The organism is Pseudomonas sp. PDM14 (genome assembly GCF_014851905.1).
Classification (GTDB): Bacteria; Pseudomonadota; Gammaproteobacteria; order Pseudomonadales; family Pseudomonadaceae; genus Aquipseudomonas.
The window spans coordinates 249025-271668 of the sequence record NZ_JACVAQ010000003.1 but is presented as its reverse complement, the minus strand read 5'-3'; the positions used below and the strand labels follow the sequence as shown (position 1 = coordinate 271668).

The 22644-nt window shown below is 67.1% G+C and carries 17 protein-coding genes; 6 read left to right on the top strand and 11 right to left on the bottom strand.

The features are described 5' to 3' along the window. Window positions 1–225 precede the first annotated feature (225 nt). Both IB229_RS20885 and IB229_RS20880 read right to left on the bottom strand, forming a co-directional pair. Window positions 226–786: a response regulator transcription factor gene (locus IB229_RS20885; protein WP_192331863.1), complete on the bottom strand. Its 561-nt coding sequence runs from the start codon at window positions 784–786 to the stop codon at window positions 226–228. Continuing rightward, complete coding sequence (locus IB229_RS20880; RefSeq protein WP_192331862.1) at window positions 783–2057, bottom strand: ATP-binding protein; 1275 nt, start codon at window positions 2055–2057, stop codon at window positions 783–785. The genes IB229_RS20885 and IB229_RS20880 overlap by 4 nt, the downstream gene beginning before the upstream one ends. A 223-nt stretch (window positions 2058–2280) precedes the next feature. On the opposite strand from IB229_RS20880, the gene IB229_RS20875 reads away from it, so the two are divergent. From IB229_RS20875 to IB229_RS20860, 4 genes are all read left to right on the top strand, one after another. Continuing rightward, window positions 2281–2991, top strand: a complete 711-nt coding sequence (locus tag IB229_RS20875) for an SIMPL domain-containing protein (RefSeq protein ID WP_192331861.1) — start codon at window positions 2281–2283, stop codon at window positions 2989–2991. 109 nt (window positions 2992–3100) lie between these two features. Further along, window positions 3101–4117 carry an ABC transporter permease subunit gene (locus tag IB229_RS20870; protein ID WP_192331860.1) on the top strand — a complete coding sequence of 339 codons (1017 nt, stop codon included), beginning with the start codon at window positions 3101–3103 and terminating at the stop codon, window positions 4115–4117. A 3-nt stretch (window positions 4118–4120) separates the two neighbouring features. Beyond that, window positions 4121–5020 (top strand): ABC transporter permease subunit, encoded by a 900-nt coding sequence (locus tag IB229_RS20865; protein WP_192331859.1) that lies wholly within the window; start codon window positions 4121–4123, stop codon window positions 5018–5020. Between the two features lies 1 nt (window position 5021). Next, a complete protein-coding gene (locus IB229_RS20860; protein ID WP_192331858.1) occupies window positions 5022–6629 on the top strand; it encodes an ABC transporter ATP-binding protein in 1608 nt (535 codons plus the stop codon). Between the two features lie 96 nt (window positions 6630–6725). Here the strand turns inward: IB229_RS20860 and IB229_RS20855 are convergent, their stop codons facing one another. The 9 genes from IB229_RS20855 to IB229_RS20820 form a co-directional block, all read right to left on the bottom strand. Further along, window positions 6726–7646: a biotin-dependent carboxyltransferase family protein gene (locus tag IB229_RS20855; RefSeq protein ID WP_192331857.1), complete on the bottom strand. Its 921-nt coding sequence runs from the start codon at window positions 7644–7646 to the stop codon at window positions 6726–6728. Further along, complete coding sequence (locus IB229_RS20850; protein ID WP_192331856.1) at window positions 7643–8320, bottom strand: 5-oxoprolinase subunit B family protein; 678 nt, start codon at window positions 8318–8320, stop codon at window positions 7643–7645. The genes IB229_RS20855 and IB229_RS20850 overlap by 4 nt, the downstream gene beginning before the upstream one ends. Beyond that, window positions 8317–9060: a 5-oxoprolinase subunit PxpA gene (locus tag IB229_RS20845; protein WP_192331855.1), complete on the bottom strand. Its 744-nt coding sequence runs from the start codon at window positions 9058–9060 to the stop codon at window positions 8317–8319. The genes IB229_RS20850 and IB229_RS20845 overlap by 4 nt, the downstream gene beginning before the upstream one ends. 175 nt (window positions 9061–9235) lie before the next feature. Continuing rightward, entirely contained in the window at window positions 9236–11767 is a 2532-nt protein-coding gene (locus IB229_RS20840; RefSeq protein WP_192331854.1) for a PepSY domain-containing protein, read from the bottom strand. A gap of 480 nt (window positions 11768–12247) precedes the next feature. Then, window positions 12248–13411, bottom strand: a complete 1164-nt coding sequence (locus tag IB229_RS20835; protein ID WP_192331853.1) for a type III PLP-dependent enzyme — start codon at window positions 13409–13411, stop codon at window positions 12248–12250. Between the two features lie 371 nt (window positions 13412–13782). Next, entirely contained in the window at window positions 13783–15729 is a 1947-nt protein-coding gene (locus IB229_RS20830; protein WP_192331852.1) for a TonB-dependent receptor domain-containing protein, read from the bottom strand. Window positions 15730–15844: 115 nt separating this feature from the next. Continuing rightward, a complete protein-coding gene (locus IB229_RS21980; RefSeq protein WP_225579276.1) occupies window positions 15845–16531 on the bottom strand; it encodes a sensor histidine kinase in 687 nt (228 codons plus the stop codon). Then, window positions 16419–17168: a histidine kinase sensor domain-containing protein gene (locus IB229_RS21975; RefSeq protein WP_225579275.1), complete on the bottom strand. Its 750-nt coding sequence runs from the start codon at window positions 17166–17168 to the stop codon at window positions 16419–16421. The genes IB229_RS21980 and IB229_RS21975 overlap by 113 nt, the downstream gene beginning before the upstream one ends. Further along, window positions 17165–17863, bottom strand: coding sequence for a response regulator transcription factor (locus tag IB229_RS20820; RefSeq protein ID WP_192331851.1), 699 nt, complete (start codon window positions 17861–17863; stop codon window positions 17165–17167). The genes IB229_RS21975 and IB229_RS20820 overlap by 4 nt, the downstream gene beginning before the upstream one ends. A 394-nt stretch (window positions 17864–18257) precedes the next feature. On the opposite strand from IB229_RS20820, the gene IB229_RS20815 reads away from it, so the two are divergent. Both IB229_RS20815 and IB229_RS20810 read left to right on the top strand, forming a co-directional pair. After that, window positions 18258–18842: a hypothetical protein gene (locus IB229_RS20815; RefSeq protein ID WP_192331850.1), complete on the top strand. Its 585-nt coding sequence runs from the start codon at window positions 18258–18260 to the stop codon at window positions 18840–18842. A gap of 6 nt (window positions 18843–18848) precedes the next feature. Further along, a complete protein-coding gene (locus tag IB229_RS20810) occupies window positions 18849–22523 on the top strand; it encodes an autotransporter domain-containing protein (RefSeq protein WP_225579308.1) in 3675 nt (1224 codons plus the stop codon). Window positions 22524–22644: the final 121 nt, after the last annotated feature.

Here is a 22644-nt window from a genome sequence, read left to right as displayed (position 1 = left end):
TAGTTAGGCGGCTAATGATACCAGCGCCTGGCGCTCTGATCCTTTCACCAAGCTTTCAACATTCATGAATCTGGGGAGTCGGCTTGCCGTGGATCGGCATCGGCAACCCTGCATGGATTGAGTGCAGTTGATGGCCAGCAAGCTGGCTCCTACAGAGTCGGGTGTCCACAACACGTAGGGCGGGTGCAACCCGCGTTGGCCACGCGGATTGCACGCTCTAGCGGCTCAGCGCCGAACCGGGCGCTTCTGCAGTTTGCGCTGCAGGGTGCGGCGGTGCATGCCCAGGGCGCGCGCGGTAGCGGAGATGTTGCCCTCGTGCTCGGCCAGCACGCGCTGGATGTGCTCCCACTGCAGGCGGTCGACCGACATCGGGTTTTCCGGCACCAGGGTTTCCAGGTCGGCGTGTTGCGACAGCAGCGCGGTGAGCACGTCGTCGGCGTCGGCCGGCTTGCACAGGTAGTTGGTGGCGCCGCGCTTGATCGCCTCCACGGCGGTGGCGATGCTCGAGTAACCGGTGAGGATCACCACGCGCATTTCCGGGTCCAGCTCCAGCAGCTTGGGCAGCAGTACCAGGCCGGAGTCGCCTTCCATCTTCAGGTCGACCACGGCGTAGTCCGGCAGGTCGTCCCTGGCCAGGGCCAGGCCTTCATCGGCGGACCCGGCACAGCTCACGCGCAGGCCGCGGCGGCTCATGGCGCGGGCCATCACGCGGGTGAAGGTGGCGTCGTCGTCGACCAGCAGCAGGTGCGGCTGGTCTTCGCTTTCGATCAGGGGTTCGTCAGTCATTGGTCATCTCCCGGCGCAAGTCTGGGCAGGCGCAGTTCGGTCAGCGTGCCGCCATCTTCGTGGTTGTAGAGTTTCACCGAACCGCCGGCCCGCGTCACGCTGGCCTGGCTGAGGAACAGGCCGAGGCCGAAGCCTTTGCCCTTGGTGGTGAAGAAGGGTTTGCCGAGCTGCTCGGCGATGGCCAGCGGCACACCGGCGCCGTGGTCAAGGATGCTCAGCACGATCCATTGCTCGTCCCAGTCGATGCGGATGTCCAGTTTGTCCGGGCAGGCATCGGCGGCGTTATTGAGCAGGTTGAGCAGGGCCTGGGTCAGGTCCGCCGGCGGCGACAGGCGCGGGGCCGGCCCTTCGCCCAGGCGCTGGTAGCGGTAGGTGGCTTCGGGGCGCATCAGGTGCCAGCGGTTGAGGGTAGTTTCCAGCCACTGCACGGCCGTCTGCTCGAACACCGCCTGGCGGCGGTCGGCCTCGGCGGCACGCACCAGTTGCTGCAGGGTGTCCTTGCACAGCTTGACCTGCTCCTGCAGCAGGGCCAGGTCGTCCTGCAGTGCCGGCTTGTCGCGGTATTCCTGGCGCAGCTCCTTGAGCAGCACGCTGATGGTCGCCAGCGGCGTGCCCAGCTCGTGCGCGGCGCCGGCGGCCTGGGTGGCCACGGCGAGCAGCTGCTGGTCGCGCATGCCCTCCTCGCGGCGCAGCGCCTGCAGTTCGTCCTGGCGGCGCAGCGCACCGGCCATCTTGACCACGAAGAAGGTGATGAAGGCCGCCGACAGGGCAAAGTTCATCCACATGCCGAACAGGTGCAGGCTGATCAGCATGGCCTCGTGCTGCACGTTGTGCAGGTGCAGCGGGTGGTACCAGATCAGCAGCGCGGTGTAGCCGGTCAGGGCCAGGCCGCTGAGGAACATCGAGTAGAACCACGGCAGCGTCGCCGCGGCGATGGTCAGCGGCACCAGGTAGTAGGACACGAACGGGTTGGTCGAGCCGCCGGAGAAGTACAGCAGCACGCTGTGGATGACCAGGTCGCAGGCCAGCTGTACCGCGTACTCCAGTTCGGTCACCGGCCACGGCGCGCGCAGGCGCAGCAGGGTCAGCAGGGTCAGCCCGGCGGAGATGCCGAGCACGACGCTCAGTGCCAGCCAGGGCAGCGGCAGGATGTCGGACAGATAGGCGATACCCACGGAGCCGGCCTGGGCAGCCAGGACCAGCAGGCGGATCAGGGTCAGGCGCCAGAGGTTCTGGCGGCTCGCGGAAAACAGTTGAACAGGCGCGTACATGGCGACTCCGACGGATTGCGCCGAGTATAACCAGCCACTGCCCGTGACCGCTCCCATGCGGCAACTGGCCGCAGCCCTTATGCTGCCCAGGCTTTTTTGCAGAAACCGGAACCGGGCTTAACCCGAACAGTCACAACGCCACGTCTACACCACTGTCCGCGGGTATCCGGCCGCCAGCCGAATGCCCGACAATCACCCGGCAATCCCCCACGAAGGAGTTTCCATGCACGCATTCAACCGCCTTGCCATCGCCCTCACCCTGGGCTGCGCAACGCTGGCCAGCCTCCCGGCCCAGGCCGAGGACGTTCGTTACAACCAGGTTTCCCTGCGCGCCGAAGTCAGCCAGGAAGTGGCCCACGACCGCATGCTCGTGACCCTCTACAGCGAAGCCCAGGACAAGGACCCGGCCAAGCTCGCCGCCGGTATCACCACCACCCTGAACAAGGCGCTGGAGCAGGCGCGCAAGGTCAAGGGCGTCAGCGTCAGCCTGGGCAGCCGCAACAGCTACCCGGTCTACGAGGACGAAGGCAGCAAGATCAGCGCCTGGCGCGAGCGCGCCGAAGTGCGCCTGGAAAGCGCCGACTTCGCCGCCCTGTCGCAACTCACCGCCGACCTGCTCGGCGAGCTGAAGGTCGGCGAGATGAACTTCGCCGTCGCCGACGCCAGCCGCAAGCAGAGCGAAGACGCACTGATCAAGGAAGCCGCGGCCGCGTTCAAGGCCCGCGCACAACTGGCCACTGAGGCTGTTGGTGGCAAGAGCTACAAGCTGGTCAGCCTGAATTTCAACAGCGGCGGTTTCCAGCCGGTGATGATGCGCGCCATGGCCATGGACAGCGCCTTCAGCAAGGGCAGCGCGCCGGCACAGCAGATCGAAGCCGGCACCAGCCGCGTGACGATGGCCGCCGATGGCGTGATCGAAGTGCAGATGCAGTAAGCGCCCCACCCTGCCCGGTGCCTTCGCGGCCCGGGCAGCCCCGCCAGACATACCGCAAACTCCGCGCAACCCTTTACACTGCGGCCTCCCCTGCTCGGAGTCACCGCGCGTGCTGTCATTCCTCGCTCGTCGCCTGGGCCTGCTGCTGCCCACCCTGATCGGCGTCACCCTGCTGACGTTCGGCCTGATCCGTCTGGTCGATGGTGACCCGGTGGACGTGATGATGGGCGAACGCGGCCTCAGCCCGGAACGCCATGCCGCCGCCCTCAAGGAGCTTGGCCTCGACCGGCCGCTGCCCGAGCAGTACCTGCACTACCTCGGTGACGTGCTCAGTGGCGACCTTGGCCATTCGCTGCGCAGCCGCGAAGCGGTGTGGGACGAATTCCTCGCGCTGTTTCCCGCCACCGCCGAACTGGCGCTGGCCGCCCTGCTGTTCGCCACCCTGCTCGGCCTGCCCGCCGGCATCATCGCGGCCCTGCGCCGCGGCAAGACCCTCGACCACGGCGTGATGGGCCTGGCCCTGACCGGCTACTCGATGCCGATCTTCTGGTGGGGGCTGATGCTGATCCTGCTGTTCTCGGTCGGCCTCGGCTGGACGCCGGTGTCCGGGCGCACCGACCTGATCCGCTTCGACATCGAACCGGTCACCGGCTTCATGCTGATCGACGCCTGGCTCAGCGGCCAGCGCGGCGCGGTGCTCGACGCCCTGCACCACCTGCTGCTGCCGGCCATCGTGCTCGGCACCATTCCCCTGGCGGTGATCGCGCGGATGACCCGCTCGGCGATGCTCGAAGTGATGCGCGAGGACTACATCCGCAGCGCCCGCGCGCGCGGTCTGTCGCCGGCGCGGGTGGTGCTGGTACACGCCCTGCGCAACGCCTGGGTGCCGGTGCTGACAGTATTCGGCCTGCAGGTCGGCACCCTGCTCGGCGGCGCGGTGCTCACCGAAACCCTGTTCTCCTGGCCGGGCATCGGCAAGTGGCTGATCGAGGCCATCGGCGCCCGCGACTACCCGGTGGTGCAGAGCGGCATCCTGCTGATCGCCTGCCTGGTTATCCTCAGCAACTTCACCGTGGACCTGCTGTATGGCCTGGCCAACCCACGCATCCGCCATCGGCAGGGGTAAGCCATGAACGACGCCACGCTCGCCCTCGTGCATCGCCCGCCCTCGCCCTTCGCCGAGTTCTGGCGCGCCTTTAGGCAAAACCGCGCCGCCCTGGCCGGCTTGCTGTTCATGGTTCTGCTGATCATCGGCGCGCTGCTCGCGCCCTGGCTGGCGCCGTTCGCCCCGGACCAGCAGCAGCGCGAGTTCGTTCTCGTGCCGCCACTGTGGCTGGACGGCGGTCACTGGCCGTTCCTGCTCGGCACCGACGAAGCCGGCCGCGACCTGCTCTCGCGCCTGCTGCACGGCGCACGCCTGTCGCTGCTGATCGGCCTGGCCTCGGTGGTGCTGTCGCTGTTGCCCGGCGTGCTGTTCGGCCTGCTCGCCGGTTTCTACCCGCGCCTGCTCGGCCCAGCGCTGATGCGCCTGACGGACATCATGCTGGCCCTGCCGGCGCTGCTGCTGGCAGTCGCGGTGGTGGCGATCCTCGGCCCCGGCCTGCTCAACACCGTGTTCGCCATCGCCATCGTCTCGCTGCCGGCCTACGTGCGCCTGACCCGCGCCGCGGTGCTCGGCGAGCTGCAACGCGACTACGTCACCGCCGCGCGCCTGGCCGGCGCCGGCACCTGGCGGCTGATGTTCATCAGCGTGCTGCCCAATTGCCTGGCACCGCTGATCGTGCAGGCCAGCCTGAGCTTTTCCGCGGCGATTCTCGACGCCGCCGCCCTGGGCTTTCTCGGCCTCGGCGTGCAACCGCCAACGCCCGAGTGGGGCAGCATGCTCGCCGCCGCACGCGACTACATGGACAGCGCCTGGTGGGTGGTGACCCTGCCCGGCCTGGCGATTCTGTTGACCGTGCTGTCGCTGAACCTGATCGGCGACGGCCTGCGCGATGCCCTCGACCCGAAACTCAAGCAGGTGGGCTGACATGAGCAAGACCGACAGCCTCCTGACCCTGCGCAACCTGCGCGTGCACTTCGGCTCGCGCGCGGTGGTCGACGGCCTCGACCTCGATCTGCAGCCCGGCGAAATCCTCGGCCTGGTCGGTGAATCCGGCTCGGGCAAGTCGCTGAGCATGCTCGCCCTGCTCGGCCTGGTCGACGCCCCCGGCCAGGTCGCAGCGGACACCCTGCGCTTCGCCGGGCAGGACCTGCAGCGCCTGAGCGCCAGCGCGCGCCGACGCCTGCTCGGCAAGCACATCGGCCTGGTCTTCCAGGACCCGCTCAACGCCCTCAACCCAGCGCTGAGCATCGGCTACCAGCTCGGCGAAGTGCTGCGCCAGCACCTCGGCCTGCGCGGTCGCGCCGCGCGCCAGCGGGCCATCGAACTGCTGGAGCAGGTGCAGATCCCGCAGCCGCAAGCGCGCCTGCGCGCTTACCCGCACCAGCTCTCCGGCGGCATGGCGCAACGCGTGGCGATCGCCATCGCCCTGGCCGGCGGCCCGCACCTGCTGATCGCCGACGAACCGACCACCGCACTCGACGTCACCACCCAGGCGCAGATCATCCAGCTGCTGCTCGACCTGCAGCGCGAGCGCGGCATGGCGCTGATCCTGATCAGCCACGACCTGGCCCTGGTCGCGCAGACTGCCAGCCGCGTCTGCGTGATGCAGCACGGCCGGTTGGTCGAGCACGGCCCCGTCGCCCAGGTGCTGCACCAGCCGCAGCACGCCTACACCCGTCAACTGCTCGCCGCCCTGCCGGAAAACCATCCGCCACGGCCACGCCCGAGCGGCGACAGCGCGCTGCTGCTGAGTGCCAACGGCCTGTCACGGCACTACGCGCTGACCCGCGGCTGGCTACGCCGCCCCACGCAGCTGCAGGCACTGAGCGAGGTCAGCTTCACCCTGCATGCCGGGCGCACCCTGGCGGTGATCGGCGAATCCGGCAGTGGCAAGTCGACCCTGGCGCGCCTGCTCACGCAGATCGAACACGCCGACGGCGGCACCCTGCAGATCGCCGGACGGGATGTCGCCACACTCGACGGTGCCGCGCGCAAGCAGCTGCGCCGCGAGGTGCAGATGGTCTTCCAGAACCCCTTCGCCTCACTCAACCCGCGGCAGACCATCGGCACGCAACTGGCCGAGCCGCTGCTGCTCAACACCGACCTCGACCGCGCCCAGCGCCAGCAACGGGTCACGCAGATGCTGCAGCGTGTCGGCCTCGCCGCCGAGCACGCCGAGCGCTACCCGCACATGTTCTCCGGTGGCCAGCGCCAGCGCATCGCCATTGCCCGGGCGATGATGCTGCAGCCGAAGATCCTGGTGGCAGACGAGCCGACCTCAGCCCTGGACGTGTCGATCCAGGCCCAGGTGCTCGAACTGTTCCACGCGCTGCAGGCCGAGTTTGGCACCGCCTACGTGTTCATCTCGCACAACCTGACGGTGGTCCGGCAGATCGCCGACCAGGTGCTGGTCCTGCACCGTGGCATCGCCGTCGAACAGGGCAGCGCCGAGCAGGTCTGCGAACGCCCGCAGCACCCCTACACGCAGAAGCTGCTGGCGGCGACGCCGCGGCTGGAGACAAGCGTTTCGTAGGGTGCGCCGCGCGCACCGTTGAGCCACACCGGCAACTCACATCCAGTCGCCGCGTTGCCGGCAACAATCGGCGCGCCCTACAAAAACGGTTCCGTTTCAGCGACCAAAGAAGCGGTAGAACACGCGCAACTCGTCCTGCGCATCGCTGACGCTGATCGGGGTGAAGCTCAGCGTCTGCTGCGCCGTGCACTGCGCCAGGCGGCTGAGGTCGAGCGGGTGCAGGCAGCCGAGCAACGGGTAACCGCCCATGCTCTGGTGATCGGCCTGCAGGATGATCGGCTGACCATCCGGCGGGATCTGGACCGCCCCGCGGGTGACGCCCAGCGACCACTGACGCACAGGCGCCTGGATCGCCTCGCCCTTGAGCCGCGCGCCCATGCGGTCGGACTGCGGGCTGAGCTGCCAGCGCTGGGTGAAGAAGCGCTGCAGCTGATCGTCGGCGAACTGCGCGGCATCGCCCCCGGTGATCACCCGTAGCAACGCATTGGCGCGGTAGTCCGGCTGGTAGGGCCAGGGCACGCTGACCGCGCGGTCGAGTTGCGCGGCGGCGCACCGCAACAGATCACCCGCTTGCAGCGCACCGCCCTGCCCGTGCAAACCACCCAAACCCTCGCGCACCTGGGTGCTGACGCTGCCCAGTACCGGCGTGGCGACGAAACCGCCTGCCACCGCCAGGTAGGCACGCTGGCCGCTGCGGGCAAACCCCAGGCGCAGACGCTGCCCGGCACGCATGGCGAAGCGCGACCAGCGCGGTAGCGGCTGACCATCCAGCGTCGCTGGCAGGTCCGCACCGGTCAGCGCCAGCCAGGTGTCGACCTCAGCCTGCAGCTCGACATCGCCCAGGGCAATCTCCAGCAGCGGCGTACCCCAGGCGTTGTTCAGCAGGCGATTGGCCCAGGCCGCCGCGTGCAGGTCCAGCGGCCCACTGGGCGACACACCGAGGTGCTGCCAGCCGTGGCGGCCGCCGTCCTGCAGCAGGCTCAGCGGGCCGGGGCGAAGCACGCGAAGGCCGCTCACGGCTCGCCGCCCTCGCGCAGAAAATCCGCCTGGTCGATAGCGACGAAACGCACCCGGTCACCGATCTGCAGCGGGCACGGCGGTTCGCGCCCGGCATCGAACAGGCGCCACGGACAGCGGCCCAGCAGGTGCCAGCCGCCGGGCGAGGCCTGCGGGTAGATCGCCGTCTGCCGCTCGGCGATGGCCAGGCTGCCGGCCGGCACCCGCGTACGCGGCGTGGCCAGCCGCGGCAGCGCCAGGCGCGCATCCAGCTCACCGAGGTAGGCGAACCCCGGGGCGAAACCGATGGCGCCGACGCGGTACTCGCCCGCGTTGTGCAGGGCAATCACCGCGTCCACCGTGAGGCCGCAGGCAGCCGCGACAGCGGGCAGGTCTTCACCGGCGTACCAGATCGGAATTTCGTGCAGGCATCCGGCGTCGCTCAGCGCCGGCATCTGCAACCAGCGCTCCAGCAGCGGCGTAAGGCGCGCGGCCAGGGCCTGGTGATCGGTACGCAGCAGGTCATAGTGCAGCAGCAGCGTGGTCCAGCCGGGGACCCGATCCGTCAGCAACTCGCCACAGTCGCGCTGAATCAGTTCGCTGAGCAGCGCGATGCGTGACGCCAGCGTGGCATCCGGCGCATCGGCCAGCACCAGCAACAGGGCTTCGGCGCCGACCGGTTCGAGGCGGATCATGCGCCGTCCAGGTTTGCTCGCAGCCGGCGCAGGATGGCCAGCGACTCGGGGTTGTCGCCATGCACGCAGAGGCTGTCGGCCTGCAGGCGCAGGGGCTGGCCGTGGATGTCGGCGAAGGCGTCGCCACGGGCAATGGCCACGGCCTGGGCGAAGATGCGCTCGCCATCGTGGTGCACCGCGCCGGCCTGGCGCCGCGGTGCAAGCTGGCCGTCGGGCAGGTAGGCGCGGTCGGCGAAGGCCTCGAACAGCAACGGCACGCCGGCCATCTCGGCCAGGCGCCGCTCGCGCGCATTGTCGGCCAGCGCCAGCACCATCAACGGCAAACCGGGGCGGAACACCGCGCAGGCCACCAGCACGGCGCCGAGCAGTTCGTCGCTGCGCACCAGGTCGTTGTACAGCGCACCGTGGGGTTTGACGTAGGCCAGCTGGGTGCCGGCGGCGCGGCAGAAGGCGTCCAGCGCTCCGATCTGGTACAGCACCAGCGCGGTGACTTCTTCCGGCGAGCAGGCCAGATGGCGCCGGCCGAAGCCTTGCAGGTCGGGATAGGAAGGATGGGCGCCGATGCGCACGTCATTGGCCACGGCCAGGGCGACAGTGCGCTGCATGATCAGCGGGTCGCCGGCGTGAAAACCGCAGGCCAGGTTGGCCTGATCGATCAGCGGCATGGCGTGGGCATCGTCGCCCATGCGCCAGGCGCCAAAGCTTTCGCCCATGTCGCAGTTGAGGAGGATTCTGTTCATGGCCCTAGCTTCCCGCCTCGAAGAGCAGGCTGCAACCCTTGAGTCGACGCAACCGCGCCTCGCAGGGTGCGCCGCGCGCACCGATGGCCCGTACGCGTCGGCGCATGAACACCGGTCCGTCGGCCGCCGGGGCTCCGCCTGACGGGTCGACGCCGGGTGCACCACCCGAGGCTGATCAATAGACGTCGCGGCGGTAACGACCCTCTTCCAGCAACTGCTCGACACCGGCATCGCCAAGCACCTCGCGCAGCACCTGATCGACGCCGGCAGCCATGCCTTCCAGGCTGCCACAGACGTAGATCGCCGCGCCCTGTTCCAGCCAGTCGCGCAGCTCCTCGGCCGCCTCGCGCAGGCGGTCCTGCACGTAGACCTTCTGCGCCTGGTCGCGGGAGAAGGCCAGGTCCAGGCGCGTCAGCACGCCTGAAGCCTGCCAGCCTTCCAGCTCGCCCTGACAGTAGAAGTCGTGGGCACGATTGCGCTCGCCGAACAGCAGCCAGTTGCGTGCATGACCCGCCAGCGCGCGTGCCTTGAGCAGGCTGCGCAGGCCGGCCAGGCCAGTGCCGTTGCCGATCAGCAGCAGCGGGCGATCATCCCCGGGCACGTGGAAGCCGGCATTGCGGCGCAGGCGTACCAGCACCTGACCATGCAGCGGTGCGTGCGCGGTGAGCCAGCCTGAGCCGAGGCCGAGGCTGCCGTCCGGGTGGAATTCCTGACGTACGATCAGCTCCAGCGCGCCGTCGCTCGGCAACGAGGCAATCGAGTACTCGCGCGCGGCGAGCGGCACCAGCGCTTCCAGCAGTGCCTGGGCGTGCAGGCCGATCAGGTGCGCGGAACTGTCGGGCAACTGGCGCGTGGCCAGGGCCTCGTGCAGCGGCTGGGCCAGCGGGCCGACAGTGACCCAGGCGGAGGCGTCCAGGCCATGCTGCTGCAGCCAGCTGCGCACCCGCGTCTCGTCGTTGCGCGGCAGCACTTCGAGGATATCGCCGGCCTGCCAGTCGGCCGTCTCTGCGGGTTGCAGGCCGATCAGGAACGTCGGTGCACCCTGGCTGCCGGGGTTGATCGGCTCGCGGCGGTCGAGGGTCCAGCCCTCGAACGGTACGTCCTGCACCTGCAGCGGCTTGGCGCCACTGACATCGCCGAGCAGGCGCTGCCAGTGCTCCAGGGCCTGCAGGTCGCTGCCGTCGACCTCCACCGGGGCGAACAGGCTGCGCGCGCCCTGCTGTTCCAGCCAGCCGTGCACGCGACGGGCGAACCCGCAGAAGTGGCTGTACTGGCGATCACCCAGGGCCAGCAACGCATAGCTGAGATTGCCCAGCGGCAGTTGCTGCGCCAGTTGCTTGCGCTCGAAGCCACGGGCACTGTCCGGCGCCTCGCCGTCGCCGAAGGTACTGATCACGAACAGCGCCTTGTCGGCCTGCTGCAGCATCGGCCCATCGAGTTTGGCCAGCGGCTGGACCTGCACCGGATGGCCCGCGGCCTGCAGTTGCCCGGCGGTCTGCCAGGCCAGCTGTTCGGCGAAGCCGCTCTGGCTGGCGAAACCGATCAGCCAGCTGTCGCCACTCGCTGCGCCGCCGACTTCGCCACGCGCCGCGCGCACCGCACGCTTTTTGCGGCGGCGGTCGAGGTAGAGCAGCCAGCCGGTGACGAAGAACACCGGCATCGCCACGCTGGCGAGGAACATGATGATGCGCCCGAGCAGCCCGTAGTACTCACCGGTGTGCAGGGCGTAGACGCTGACCAGCAGCTGCGCCTTGAAGCTCTTGTCGTCGTAGCGCTCGTGGGCGCTGACCTGGCCACTGAGCGGATTGAGGGTGATCTGGTTCAGCGCGCGCGGGTGGTCGGCATCGTCACGCAGGTAGAACACCGTTGCCGGCTGCCCGGCCACCGGCGGCAGGCGCAGGTTCCAGGCCGCCATCCGCTCACCGGCAGTGCTTTGCATGCTCTGCCACAGCGCGTCGTAGTCGACCGTCGCCGGCGGCCCCTGGGGTGCCTCGCCGCGACCACCGCCACGGCGCTCACCCTGCTGCCCTACCGGGGCATCGCTGAGCAGGCGAGTCACGCCGTTGCGGTACCAGTCATAGGACCAGTACAGGCCGGTGAGTGCGGCGCTGAGGTAGATCACCAGGCACCAGGTGCCGACCACGGCGTGCAGGTCCCAGTTGAACGAGCGGCCTTTCTTCGACCAGTCGAACGTCAGCCAGGTGCGCCAGCTCAGCGCCTTGCGCGGCCAGCGCAGGTACAGCCCGGAGAGGCAGAAGAACAGCAGCGCCAGGGTGCTGGCCCCGGTGATCTGCCGGCCGGTGTCGCCCATGGCGAGGAAGCGGTGCAGTTGCAGCATCAGGCCGAAGAACGCCTTGCCGCTGGGCTCGCCGAGCAGCTCGCCAGTGTAGGGGTCGAAGAAACGCATCGGCCCGCGGCGCTCGCCCGGTGGCGGGGTGAAGTAGACCTGGGCGGCGCTGTCGTCGCGGGTGTCGACCCACAGCGAGGCGACCCGTTTGTCCGCCGCGGCTTCGATCTTGCCGACCAGTTCGACCGGCGGAAGCACACCCGTCTCACGCACCTCGACGCGCAGCACGTCGGGATTGAGCGCGCGCATGATCTCGCCTTCGAAACTGTACAGCGCGCCGGTAATACCCATGAGCGCCAGCACCAGCCCGGCGGTGATGCCGAAGAACCAGTGCAGCTGGAAGAGGACTTTCTTAAACACGAGCGCGACACCTTGCAGAACGGGAGGACCGGGCATGGCCGGATTGCGAGGCGATTTTATTTGAGAATGAGTTGCACCGGGACGTGTGACAGGCGCTTTTACCTTTCATTTACACCTGACCACGCCTGCGCACGAATGTGCCAGGCTAGCTGCGAGCATACAAAGTCCGATGGCCCCACGCCTCAGCCTGACACTGTCCAGGCAGGCTCTGCGCCCCACAGACGCAGAGCGTCTGGAACGGTATTCTCACGCGGAGCGTGGGAACGATCAAAGCCCGATAGCACCTACGCCTCAGCGTGAAACTGTTCCACAGGCAGGCTCTACGCCCCCCGCAGACGCAAAGCGTCTGGAACGGCATTCCCACGCGGAGCGTGGGAACGATCAATGATCGACGGCGCGGGACAGATCGATAGTCATAAAAAAAACCCGCCGGATGGCGGGTTCTTCGTCAGCGCAGGCTCGCGCGTGCGAGCCGCTACCTCAGAGGTAGAACGACTTCAGCGGCGGGAAGCCGTTGAACTCCACCGCGCTGTAGCTCGTGGTGTAGGCGCCGGTGGACAGCCAGTACAGGCGGTCACCGCTGGCCAGGTTCAGCGGCAGGCCGTACTTGTAGTGCTCGTACATGATGTCGGCGCTGTCGCAGGTCGGACCGGCGATGACCACTTCTTCCATCTCGCCTTTCTTCTCGGTCCAAATGGGGAACTTGATCGCCTCGTCCATGGTTTCGATCAGGCCGCTGAACTTGCCCACGTCGGTGTACACCCAGCGCTCGACGGCGGTGCGCGACTTGCGCGCGACCAGCACCACTTCGCTGACCAGGATGCCGGCGTTGGCGATCAGCGAGCGACCTGGCTCGAGGATGATTTCCGGCAGCTCGTCGCCGAAGTCGTCCTTGAGGAAGCGGATGATTTCCTCGGCGTAGGTTTCCAGGCTGTTGGTGCGGGTGATGTAGTTGGCCGGGAAGCCGCCACCCATGTTGATCATCTGCAGGGTGATGCCGTCTTCTTCCTTGAGGCGCTCGAAGATCACCTTGACCTTGGCGATGGCGGCGTCCCACACGTCGATGTCACGCTGCTGCGAACCGACGTGGAAGGAGATGCCGTACGGCACCAGGCCCAGTTGCTTGGCGAGGATCAGCAGGTCCATGGCCATGTCGGTCTGGCAGCCGAACTTGCGCGACAGCGGCCAGTCAGCCGAGGTCGAACCTTCGGTGAGGATGCGCACATAGATCTTCGAGCCCGGCGCGGCCTTGGCGATGTTGCGCAGGTCGGCTTCGGAGTCGGTGGCGAACAGGCGCACGCCCTTCTCGTAGAAGTAACGCACGTCGCGGGCTTTCTTGATGGTGTTGCCGTAGCTGATGCGCTCCGGGCCAACGCCGCGGCTCATCACCTTGTCCAGCTCGTAGATCGACGCGATGTCGAAGCTCGAGCCCTTGTCCTTGAGCAGGTCGATGATTTCGACCGCCGGGTTGGCCTTGACCGCGTAGTACACCTTGGCAAATTCGAAGCCGGCGCGCAGGTCGTCATAGGCCTTGCTGATGATCGCGGTGTCGATCACCACGAACGGGGTTTCCTGCTGGTCTGCGAACGCCTTCATCTTCTGGAAGGTTTCGCGCGGGTAGTAGTCTTCGACCTGGATCGACATGCGGGACTCCATTGGCAAAACTCGTTGATTGAGGGGTTGGCTCATTGGTTAGAGCCGCGAACGCCTAATCCGTTTCCCCACTTTGGTTCGCCTACTTCCCAAGGCATGTCGCCGAAAGCAAAAAGGCCAACCGTGGAAGCGGGCTGACCTTGCTGTCTCGTCGTCAGTACTTGAGCCGGATGGATCGTTTCCAGCATGGACGTTCGGGCGCGAACTTTAGGGCCATGCCCCCCTGATATCAACCAAAAATTGCCGCAGTTTTACAGCGACTTGTCGCCACCCTGATTGACTGTTTCAAATACTCGACAAAACGTCCTTTATGCTGAACAAAACGGCCCGCCGACGCGGGTCGGCAGGCCGTTGTCCGGCACTCAGATACGCAGCGCCACACCCAGGCGCAGCTCGCGTCCCGGCTCGTTCGAGCCGCGTACGCCTTCGTAGTCGACGATGTGCTCGAAGTCCTCGTTGCTGGCGTGGTCGAGGTACTCCTTGTCGAAGATGTTTTTCAGGGTCAGACGCTCGGGCAGCGCCTGCCATTCGCCGTACAGGTCATGCACGCCGTAACCGGGCTTGCTGACGGTGCCGACACCGGTGTGCAGGCTGTCGATGGACTCGACGAAGCGGCCCTGCCAGCCAACGCTGAGCTGGTCGCTGATGCGGTAGTCGGCAAAGGTGGTCCAGGTGTCGCCGATGCTGGTGCCCAGGCCGTTGTATTCGTAGACGTTGAGGCGCTCGCCATCGACGCGGGTGTCGTTGTGGTGATAGCTCAGGCCGAGGCTCAGGCGCTGCCAGTGGTAGGCGCTCTGCAGCAGCACGCCCTTACTCTTCAGGTCTCCGACGTTCTCGAAGAGGTTGGGTCGGCCCAGTGGGTCGGCGACGGCATCTTCGATGCGCGTGACGTAGCCCTTGGCGGACAGCTCCCAGCCGGCATGGCGATACTCCACGCCCAGCTCCGAGGTCTTGGCCTTCTCGGCCTTGAGGTCCGGGTCGTTGGCCGAGGAATCCATTTTGAACGCGTCACGCACCTGGGTACCGCGCAGCGCACGGCTGTGGCTGGCGAGCAGCGCCACTTCCGGAGTGAGTTCGTAGCGCAGGTTGACGTTGGGGCTGACGCCGTCGTCGCGGAAGCTCTGCTCGTCGCGGTCATCCAGTTCGTAGCGGTCGTAGCGCAGGCCCGCGCCGAGCAGCAGCTTGCTGGTGATCTGGTAGGCGTCCTGGATGTACAGGCCGGTCACGCTGCCGTCTTCGCTGTCCAGCTCACGGTCGCCAGCCGGGCCGAGCGTGCCGCGGTCGTCACGGTAGTCGACGCCGTAGGTCACGCGGTGATCGCCGACATGGCTGGTGTTGCGCAGGTCGAAGCCGGTGCTGCGCGTGGTGCCGTAGTAGAGGCCGAAGCGCGCATCCTGCTGCAGCTCGGTCTCGGTGTGGTAGACCGTGGTCTCGATGTCGATCAGCTCGCTGTCGGTCGGCTTGAAGCTGTGGTTGAGGGTCCAGGTTTCGCGCTCGGTCTGCAGCGGCCAGAGCGCGTTGAAGCTGCTCGCGATCCACTGCGGACGCTGGGTGCGCTCGCCTTCGTCGGTGCGCTGCTCGTAGCTCAGGCGCAGGGTATGCGCGTCGCTGAGCTTGCCGACCAGCTTGGCGTAGCCGAGCTTCTGCCGCGCGCCGGTGCCGAGCACGTCGTCGTTGTTGCCATCTTCGTAGTCGTTCTGGTCCTGGTAGCTGGCCAGGGCCAGGGCCGACCAGTCCTGGTTGAAACGGCCGAACACGCTGGCGCTGGTCTTGTAGCCTTCGCCATTGCTGAAGTAGCCGCTCTTGAGCAGCGCGCCGGCCTGCTCGCCTTCGCGCAGCAGGTCGTCCGGGTCCTTGGTGACGAACTTGATCGCGCCGCCCAGGGCGCCTGGCCCGGCGGTGGCGTCACCGGTGCCGGCCTGCACGTCGGCGCGCTTGAGTAGCTCGGGTTCGATGCCGATGCGGCCGGTGTGGTGGAAGGTCTGCCCCGGCTGGTTGGCACCGTCGATGCTGATGTTCAGCAGGGTGTCCTCGAGGCCACGCAGGTAGAGCTTCTGCGCCACGCCGGCACCGCCGGCGACGGCGACTTCCGGGCTCGACTCGAAGACGTCCTGCAGGTCGGTGGCCTGGTAGCGCTGCAGCTGTTCGGCCTCGACACTCTCCGCCGGGTTGCTGCGTGCAGCGTTGACCTCGCTGGGCAGCAGCTCCAGGGCTTCCTTGGTTTCATCAGCGAAGGCTGGCGCGACGACCAGCAAACCACTGAAGGTCATGGCGCCGAGCAGGGACAGGCGATAGGGGCAGCGATGCATGAAAACTCCTCGAGGGAACATGTGAATATTTCTCATTTGAGAATTCTCATCGCTAACGCGTGTGCGCGGAACCACTTTTACAACTGTTACGCAGGACGTTACGCCGCTCGCGCTGTCACGCGGCGGCCGTATCGCAAGGCAGCAGCAGTTCCATCTGCAGCCCGCCGCCGGCCAGGTTACTGGCGCGGATGCTGCCGCCGACCGCCTTGACCTGGCGCAGCGCCAGGGCCAGGCCGAGGCCGAAGCCGGGCCGTTCACCAGGCGCGCGGAAGAACGGCAGGAAGATTCGCTCCAGCCACTGCTCCGGCACGCCGGGGCCCTGGTCGGCGACGCGCAGGCGGAAGGCATCGGCCTGGCTGTCCAGGCTGACGCGCACCACGCCGGCCGGCGGCGTGTGGTCGAGGGCGTTGCGCACCACATTCTCGATGGCCTGGCCGAGGGCACGGTGGCTGCTGCCGGCCAGCACCGCCTCGCCGGGCAGCTCGGCTTCGATGTGGCGGTCCGGGTACTCGAAGCGCGCATCGTCGAGGATGCTGTCGAGCAGCTCGGTGAGGTCGAGGGTTTCATCGCGCAGCGACGGCCGCTCGTTCTCCAGCCAGCTCAGGGTCAGGGCGTCTTCGACCAGGCGGCGCATGTCACCGCAATCGTCGCGGATGCGTTCGAGCAGCAGGCGGTTGTCGCCCTGTTGCTCAGCCAGGCTGACCGCCATCTCGATGCGCGTCAGCGGCGTGCGCAACTCGTGGGACATGTCCGCCAGGCGCTGGCGCTGATCGCTGATCAACTGGCCGGTGCGCGCGGCCATGGCGTCGAAGGTCTCCGCCAGGCTGGCCAGCTCGTCGTTGCGCGAGCCGCACGTCGTGGCGACCTTCGCTGAATTGCCGGGTGGCCTGTTCCAGGCGGCGCAGCGGCTGCATCAGGTGGCGATAGAGCACCAGGCAGACGATCAGCAGCAGAACCAGCGGCACCACCAGCTGCAGCATCAGCTTGGCGTAGTGCCAATAGAGACCGGGGCGCATGCGTTGCGGCAGCTCGATCAGCAGGCTGGTGCGGCCATCGCCGAAAGGGATGTCCATGATCGGGTTTTCCTGGAAGTACAGGTGGATCTTCCAGCTCACGTCACGGCCCAGGGTGAAGCTGTCGACGAAACGCGCCGACAGCGTGCTGCCGGCCAGCGGCCGCACCTCGGCCTCGACCACCGCGGCCCAGGTCCGCTCGCTGTCCTGCACGGCCTTGAGCCAGGCCTGCAGCGCCGCCTCGTCACCAGACTGATAGAGGGTGCGCGCCTGGTCGCCGTACTGATGCAGGGTGGCCTGGTCGCGCTCGGCGATGAAGCTCATGCGCTCCTCGGTCTGCCAGGCCAGGCGGGCGATCACCCAGAACAGCGCGACGCTGCCGACGGCGACGACGAAACACAGTTTCCAGAACAGGCGGCGGTTCATTCGAAGGCGTACCCGCGGCCATGCAGGGTCTGCAGCCGGTCCGCCGCCGACCCGGCCTCGACCAGGCGCCGGCGGATGCGGCTGACGTGCATGTCCAGGCCGCGGTCGTAGCTGCTGTAGTCGCGCTCCAGCACCATGCGATAGAGGTACGGCTTGCTCAGCGCCTCGCCGCGGTGGGCGACGAGATGCCAGAGCAGGCGGAACTGGATCGGCGTCAGCGCCAGCAGGCGTTCGCCGACGCGGGCGTGCTGGGCGTGGCGGTCGAGGTGCAGCTCATCGACCTGCAACTGCTGCGGCTGGGCATTGCGCGGCGCCTCGTGACTGCGGCTGCGGCGCAGCACGGCGTCGATGCGCAGCTGCAGTTCGGTGAAGTTGAACGGTTTGGCCAGGTAGTCGTCGGCGCCATGGCGCAGGCCACGGATGCGTTCTTCCTCGGCGCCGCAGGCGGTGAGCATGATCACCGGCGTCTGCTGCTGCTCGCGCAGGCGGCGCAGCACGGAGAAGCCGTTGCTGTCCGGCAGCATCACGTCGAGCAGCACCAGGTCCGGCGCATCCGCCAGAGCCATGGCCAGGCCGCTCTCGCCGCGCAGGCTGGCGCTCACGGCGTAGCCACGCCCGGTCAGCAGCTCGCCGAGCTGGCTGCTCAGGGACGGGTCGTCCTCGATGATCAGAATGCGAGCCAGACTGGCCGACATAGCGCCTCCCCTGCCACCGACAAGGTCGGCCGCAATCGCTATTTGATAATAATAATTCTCAAATAGATTACGTCAGATCACACCTTTTCCGAAACAGCCGATGGCCGTCAAGCGCACATCGAGACCGGAGAACCTGTACCGGGGAATTTCCGAGACATCCGACGAGTGCTGAAAACTTGCTGCAAAGCCCGCCGCAGAGCCGTCAAAAGGATGTGTCCAGCCGCTCAGAAAATGACCATTCATCCGCCATCGGGGCCGCCGCCTTGCGCAGGGCAGAACAGTGCCTAGCGTAGAAACATGACTACTCGAACAAGAACGTCATATCCAGGGTGTCTTTGAGCAGTGCACCGGTCGTTTGCTAGGGCGGAAATCCCCTGCCGGGGGGAGTGAATAAATGGACTTTTTCCACAGGGCCTGCGTGCGCGGTCCGAAGGCCTGCCCTGCGCAGGTATCTCTGCTGTTCGCCGCCATGTTGGCCGCGACGGGTGTACAGGCGGATTGCGTTCTACCATTGGGTAGCACTACCGTTACCTGCTCGACGGCAGCCAGCGGGCTTGCCCCGTTTTCCAGCACCAAGGACAACCTGACCGCCACGGTCAACAACGGCGCAGGGGCATCCGCTCTGCTCGGTTTGCTCGGCACGGCGATGACCATGACCGGCAACAACGTCACCCTGCACAACGCCGGGGTCATCAACCCGAGCCTGCTTGGCCTGTCGGTGCTCAACAACGGCGTGGTGATCGGCAACAGCAACGCCAGCACCGTGACGGTCAACAACCTCAGCACCGGGGTCATCAACGGCACCACCGGCGTCGCCGTCGACCTGCTCAACCTCTCCGGCTTCGCCTTGCGCGTGCAGAACGGCGCCGGCGGCGTCACCAACATCAACAACGCCGGCATCATCGGCTCCAACGTCCTGGCCAACGTCACCGTGTTGCAGGCGGACACCCCGCAGGTCGCCGTCTACGGTGGCGGCTAGGTGAACATGATCAACACCGGCACCATCAACGGCCGGGTCGGCTTCCAGGCGTCGCTGCCGGGCAACACCTTCATCAACGCCGGCACCATCAACGGCAGCGTGAGCATGGGCGTGAACAGCGCCAACACCTTCACCGCCGTCACCGGCTCGACGGTGTCCAACGGCGCCAGTGCCAACCTCAACGTGCTCAACATCGCCGGCCTCGGCCTGGGCTTTTCCGCCCCCGGGGTGATCGACGGCGGCGCCGGCGGCAATAACACGCTCATCCTGCAGAACGCGGTCAGCGGTACCGGTAGTGGCGTCAGTGGCAGCGGCGTGATCGACGGCGCCAACTACATCAACTTCGGTAACCTGCGGGTCAACAGTGGCAGCTGGACGCTGGGCGGCACGCCGGTTCCCGGCAGCAGCCTGCTCAATGGCGGCTTGGTCATCTTCAACAATGCCGGCGCCTTCGGCAGCGGCCTGCTCACCGGCAATGGCGGGGCGATCCAGGCGGGCAGCGCCGGGCTGGTGCTCACCAATGCGGTAAGCCTGGATACCGGCGGGCTGACCGCGCAAGGCAGCAACGACTTCGGCCTGAGCGGGGTGATCAACGGCAGCGGCGCACTGGTGAAGAACGGCAGCAGCGTGCTGACCCTCTCCGGCGCCAACAACTACAGCGGCGGCACCACCCTCAGCGCCGGCGGCCTGCTGCTCGGCAACGACCTCGCCCTGGGCAGCGGCGCACTGTCCATTACCGGGGCCAGCAACCTGTCCGGCACCGCCGCACGCACGCTGGCCAACGCCGTGGTGCTGAGCAACAACCTGAGCCTGCCCGGCAGCACCGACATGACGCTCAACGGCGTGGTCAGCGGCACCGGCTCGCTGACCAAGATCGGCGGCGGCACCCTGGCGCTGAACGGCGCCAATACTTTCCAGGGTGGTATCACCCTCAACACCGGCACCCTCAGCGCAGGCAATGCGAGCGCCCTCGGCAGCGGCGTGCTCACCGTCAACGGTCCGGGCAGCCTGACCAGTTCGCAGGTGCTGAACCTGGGCAACAACGTGCTGCTCAACGACGCCCTGACCGTCAGCAGCCCCTACAACCTCGGCCTGACCGGCGCACTCACCGGCACCGGCCAGCTGATCAAGAGCGGCAACAACACCCTGACCCTGTCCGGTCTCAACAGCCATTCCGGTGGCACCACGCTGAATGCCGGCACCCTGAATCTGGGCAGCAACGCAGCCCTCGGCCTCGGCGCCCTGACCGTGGCCGGCAATTCGACCCTGAGCAGCACCGCCGCGCGGGTGATCAACAACACCATCGCCCTCAATGCCGCACTCGGCCTCACCGGCGCCCAGGACCTGACGCTCAACGGCGCGCTCTCCGGCAGCGGCAGCCTGACCAAGAACGGCGCCGCCAGCTTGACCCTCAACAGCGCCAACACCTACGCCGGCGGCGGCCACGGCGTGTCAGGTGCCAACCTGAATATCATCAATGCCGGCACAATCAGCGCAGGGTTCGGGGGCTTGGCGGCTAATCCCTTCGCGGAGGACGGCGAAGACGGCGCGGCCGTGCAGTTCACCAGTGGTGACAACTCTCTGACGTTGCAAACCGGCTCCGTTATTAACGGCGTCGTGTGGCTGATGGATGACACCCGCGCCTTCATCACTGCCGATGACGCGGGCCTGACGCTTGACGATGGAGTGCTGCTGGGCAACGACGCTGTACTGATCATGCAAACGGACGAGAACCTGAGCAGCGGCGCCATCACCGGCGCCGGTAGCCTGACCAAAACGGGCAGCGCAACACTAACGCTGAACGGCAACAGCACCTACACAGCTCCCACCATTCTCGTTGCCGGCAGCCTACAAGCAGGCAACAGTAATGCCTTCTCTGCAGCCAGCTCCATCACCGTCAATGCCGCCGCCACGCTGGATCTCAATGGCTTCAACCAGAGCATCGGCTCCCTGGTCGGGTCAGGATCGGTTAGCCTCGGCAGCGCCACGCTCACCACTGGAGGCGACAACGCCAGCACCATGTTCTCGGGCGCGATCACTGGCAGCGGCGGCCTGACCAAGAGTGGTACCGGCAAGCTGGTGCTCGACGGCACTAATACCTACACCGGCGTCACCGCGGTCAACGCCGGCAGCCTGATCGTCGGCGGCAGCGCCGGCTCCAGCGCCAGCCTGACCAGCGATGTGAATGTGGCCAGTGGTGCCCGGCTCGGGGGCCACGGCAGCATCACCGGTGATGTCACCTTGCTGGCCGGCGCCACGCTCAACCCCGGTTACTCCATCGGCACCCTGACCATCAATGGCAATGCCACCTTCGACGCGGCCTCGACCCTGGAGTTCGAAGCCAACCCAGACGGCACTTCGGACCAGTTGATCGTCAACGGCAACCTCGACCTCGGTGGCGCCACGCTGAGCGTGCTGGCCGGCGCTGGCACCTGGTCGCCTGCGACTACCTACAGCATCGTCACCAGCAGCAACCCCATCGTCGGCACCTTCGGCGCGGTGACCAGCGATCTGGCCTTCCTCACTCCGACCCTGGATTACTCGCTGGGCAATCAGGTGCGCCTGCTGCTGGCCCGCAATGACATCAGCTACGTCGCCGCAGCCGCCACGCGCAACCAGAGGGCCGTGGCCACCGCTCTGGGCTCGGCCGCCGGCAGCCTGGACAGCGCCCTGCTCAGCCTCAGCACCGCGCAAGCCCAAGCGGCCTTCGACAGCCTCTCAGGTGAACTACACGCCAGCACCCGCAGCGCGCTGTTCGACGACAGCCGTTATGCACGCGAAGCGGTCATCGAACGCCTGCGCACTGGCCAGTCCGGCCTCGCCTCCGGTGACGTGCTGCACAGCGATGCCGACAGCGGCCTGACCTTCTGGCTCAGCGGCTATGGCAACTGGAGCGACAAGGACGGCAACAGCAATGTCGCCGATCTCGACCGCGATAGCCGCGGCACCCTGATCGGCCTCGACCTGCCGCTGAACCAGACCTGGCGCCTCGGTATCGCCGCAGGTTATGGCACCAGCGACCTCGACGTGAACCGCCGCGAATCCTCTGCCGACATCGGCAGCACCAGCCTGATCGCCTATCTCGGCGGCCAGTGGGATGCCCTGAGCCTGCGTATGGGTGTGGCCCGCACCTGGAACGAGGTGGACAGCAAGCGCGACGTACAGGTCGGCGCCCTGCGCGAAACGCTAAAGGCCGACTACGACGCCGACACCACGCAGGTCTTCGGCGAGCTGGGCTATGCCCTGCAGCTCGGCGAGCTGGCCCTGGAGCCATTCGCCGGCCTGGCCCATGTCGAGGTCGACAGCGATGGCTTCCGCGAGCATGGCGGCACTGCTGCTCTGAGTGGCAACAGCGAAGACGACAGTGTCGACTATTCCAGCCTGGGTCTACGCGCAGCGGCCCCATTGGGCGACATCGCCGGCCTGCCGTTGAACCTGCACACCAGCCTGGCCTGGCAGCATGCCTTCGACGAGCCAAGCGATGAGAGCCACCTGAGCCTGGCCGGTTACGACAGTTTCACCGTCAAGGGTGTGCCGGTCGCCGAAGACAGCGCCCTGGCGCAGCTCGGCCTGGATCTGCAGCTGTCTGCACAGGCCAGTGTTGGCCTGGGCTACTCCGGCCAGTTCGGCGACGGCAACAGCGACCAGGGTGTGCGCCTGACGCTTAGCACTAGCTTCTAACCCCATACGGCGTCTGTCCCTCAATTGAGGGACAGACGCCGTATGGCTTAATCCGCAGAATTCTTCGGCTTGCTGATATACTCCAGGCCGCGCACCACGCCCACGGATAGGTTCAGCTGCG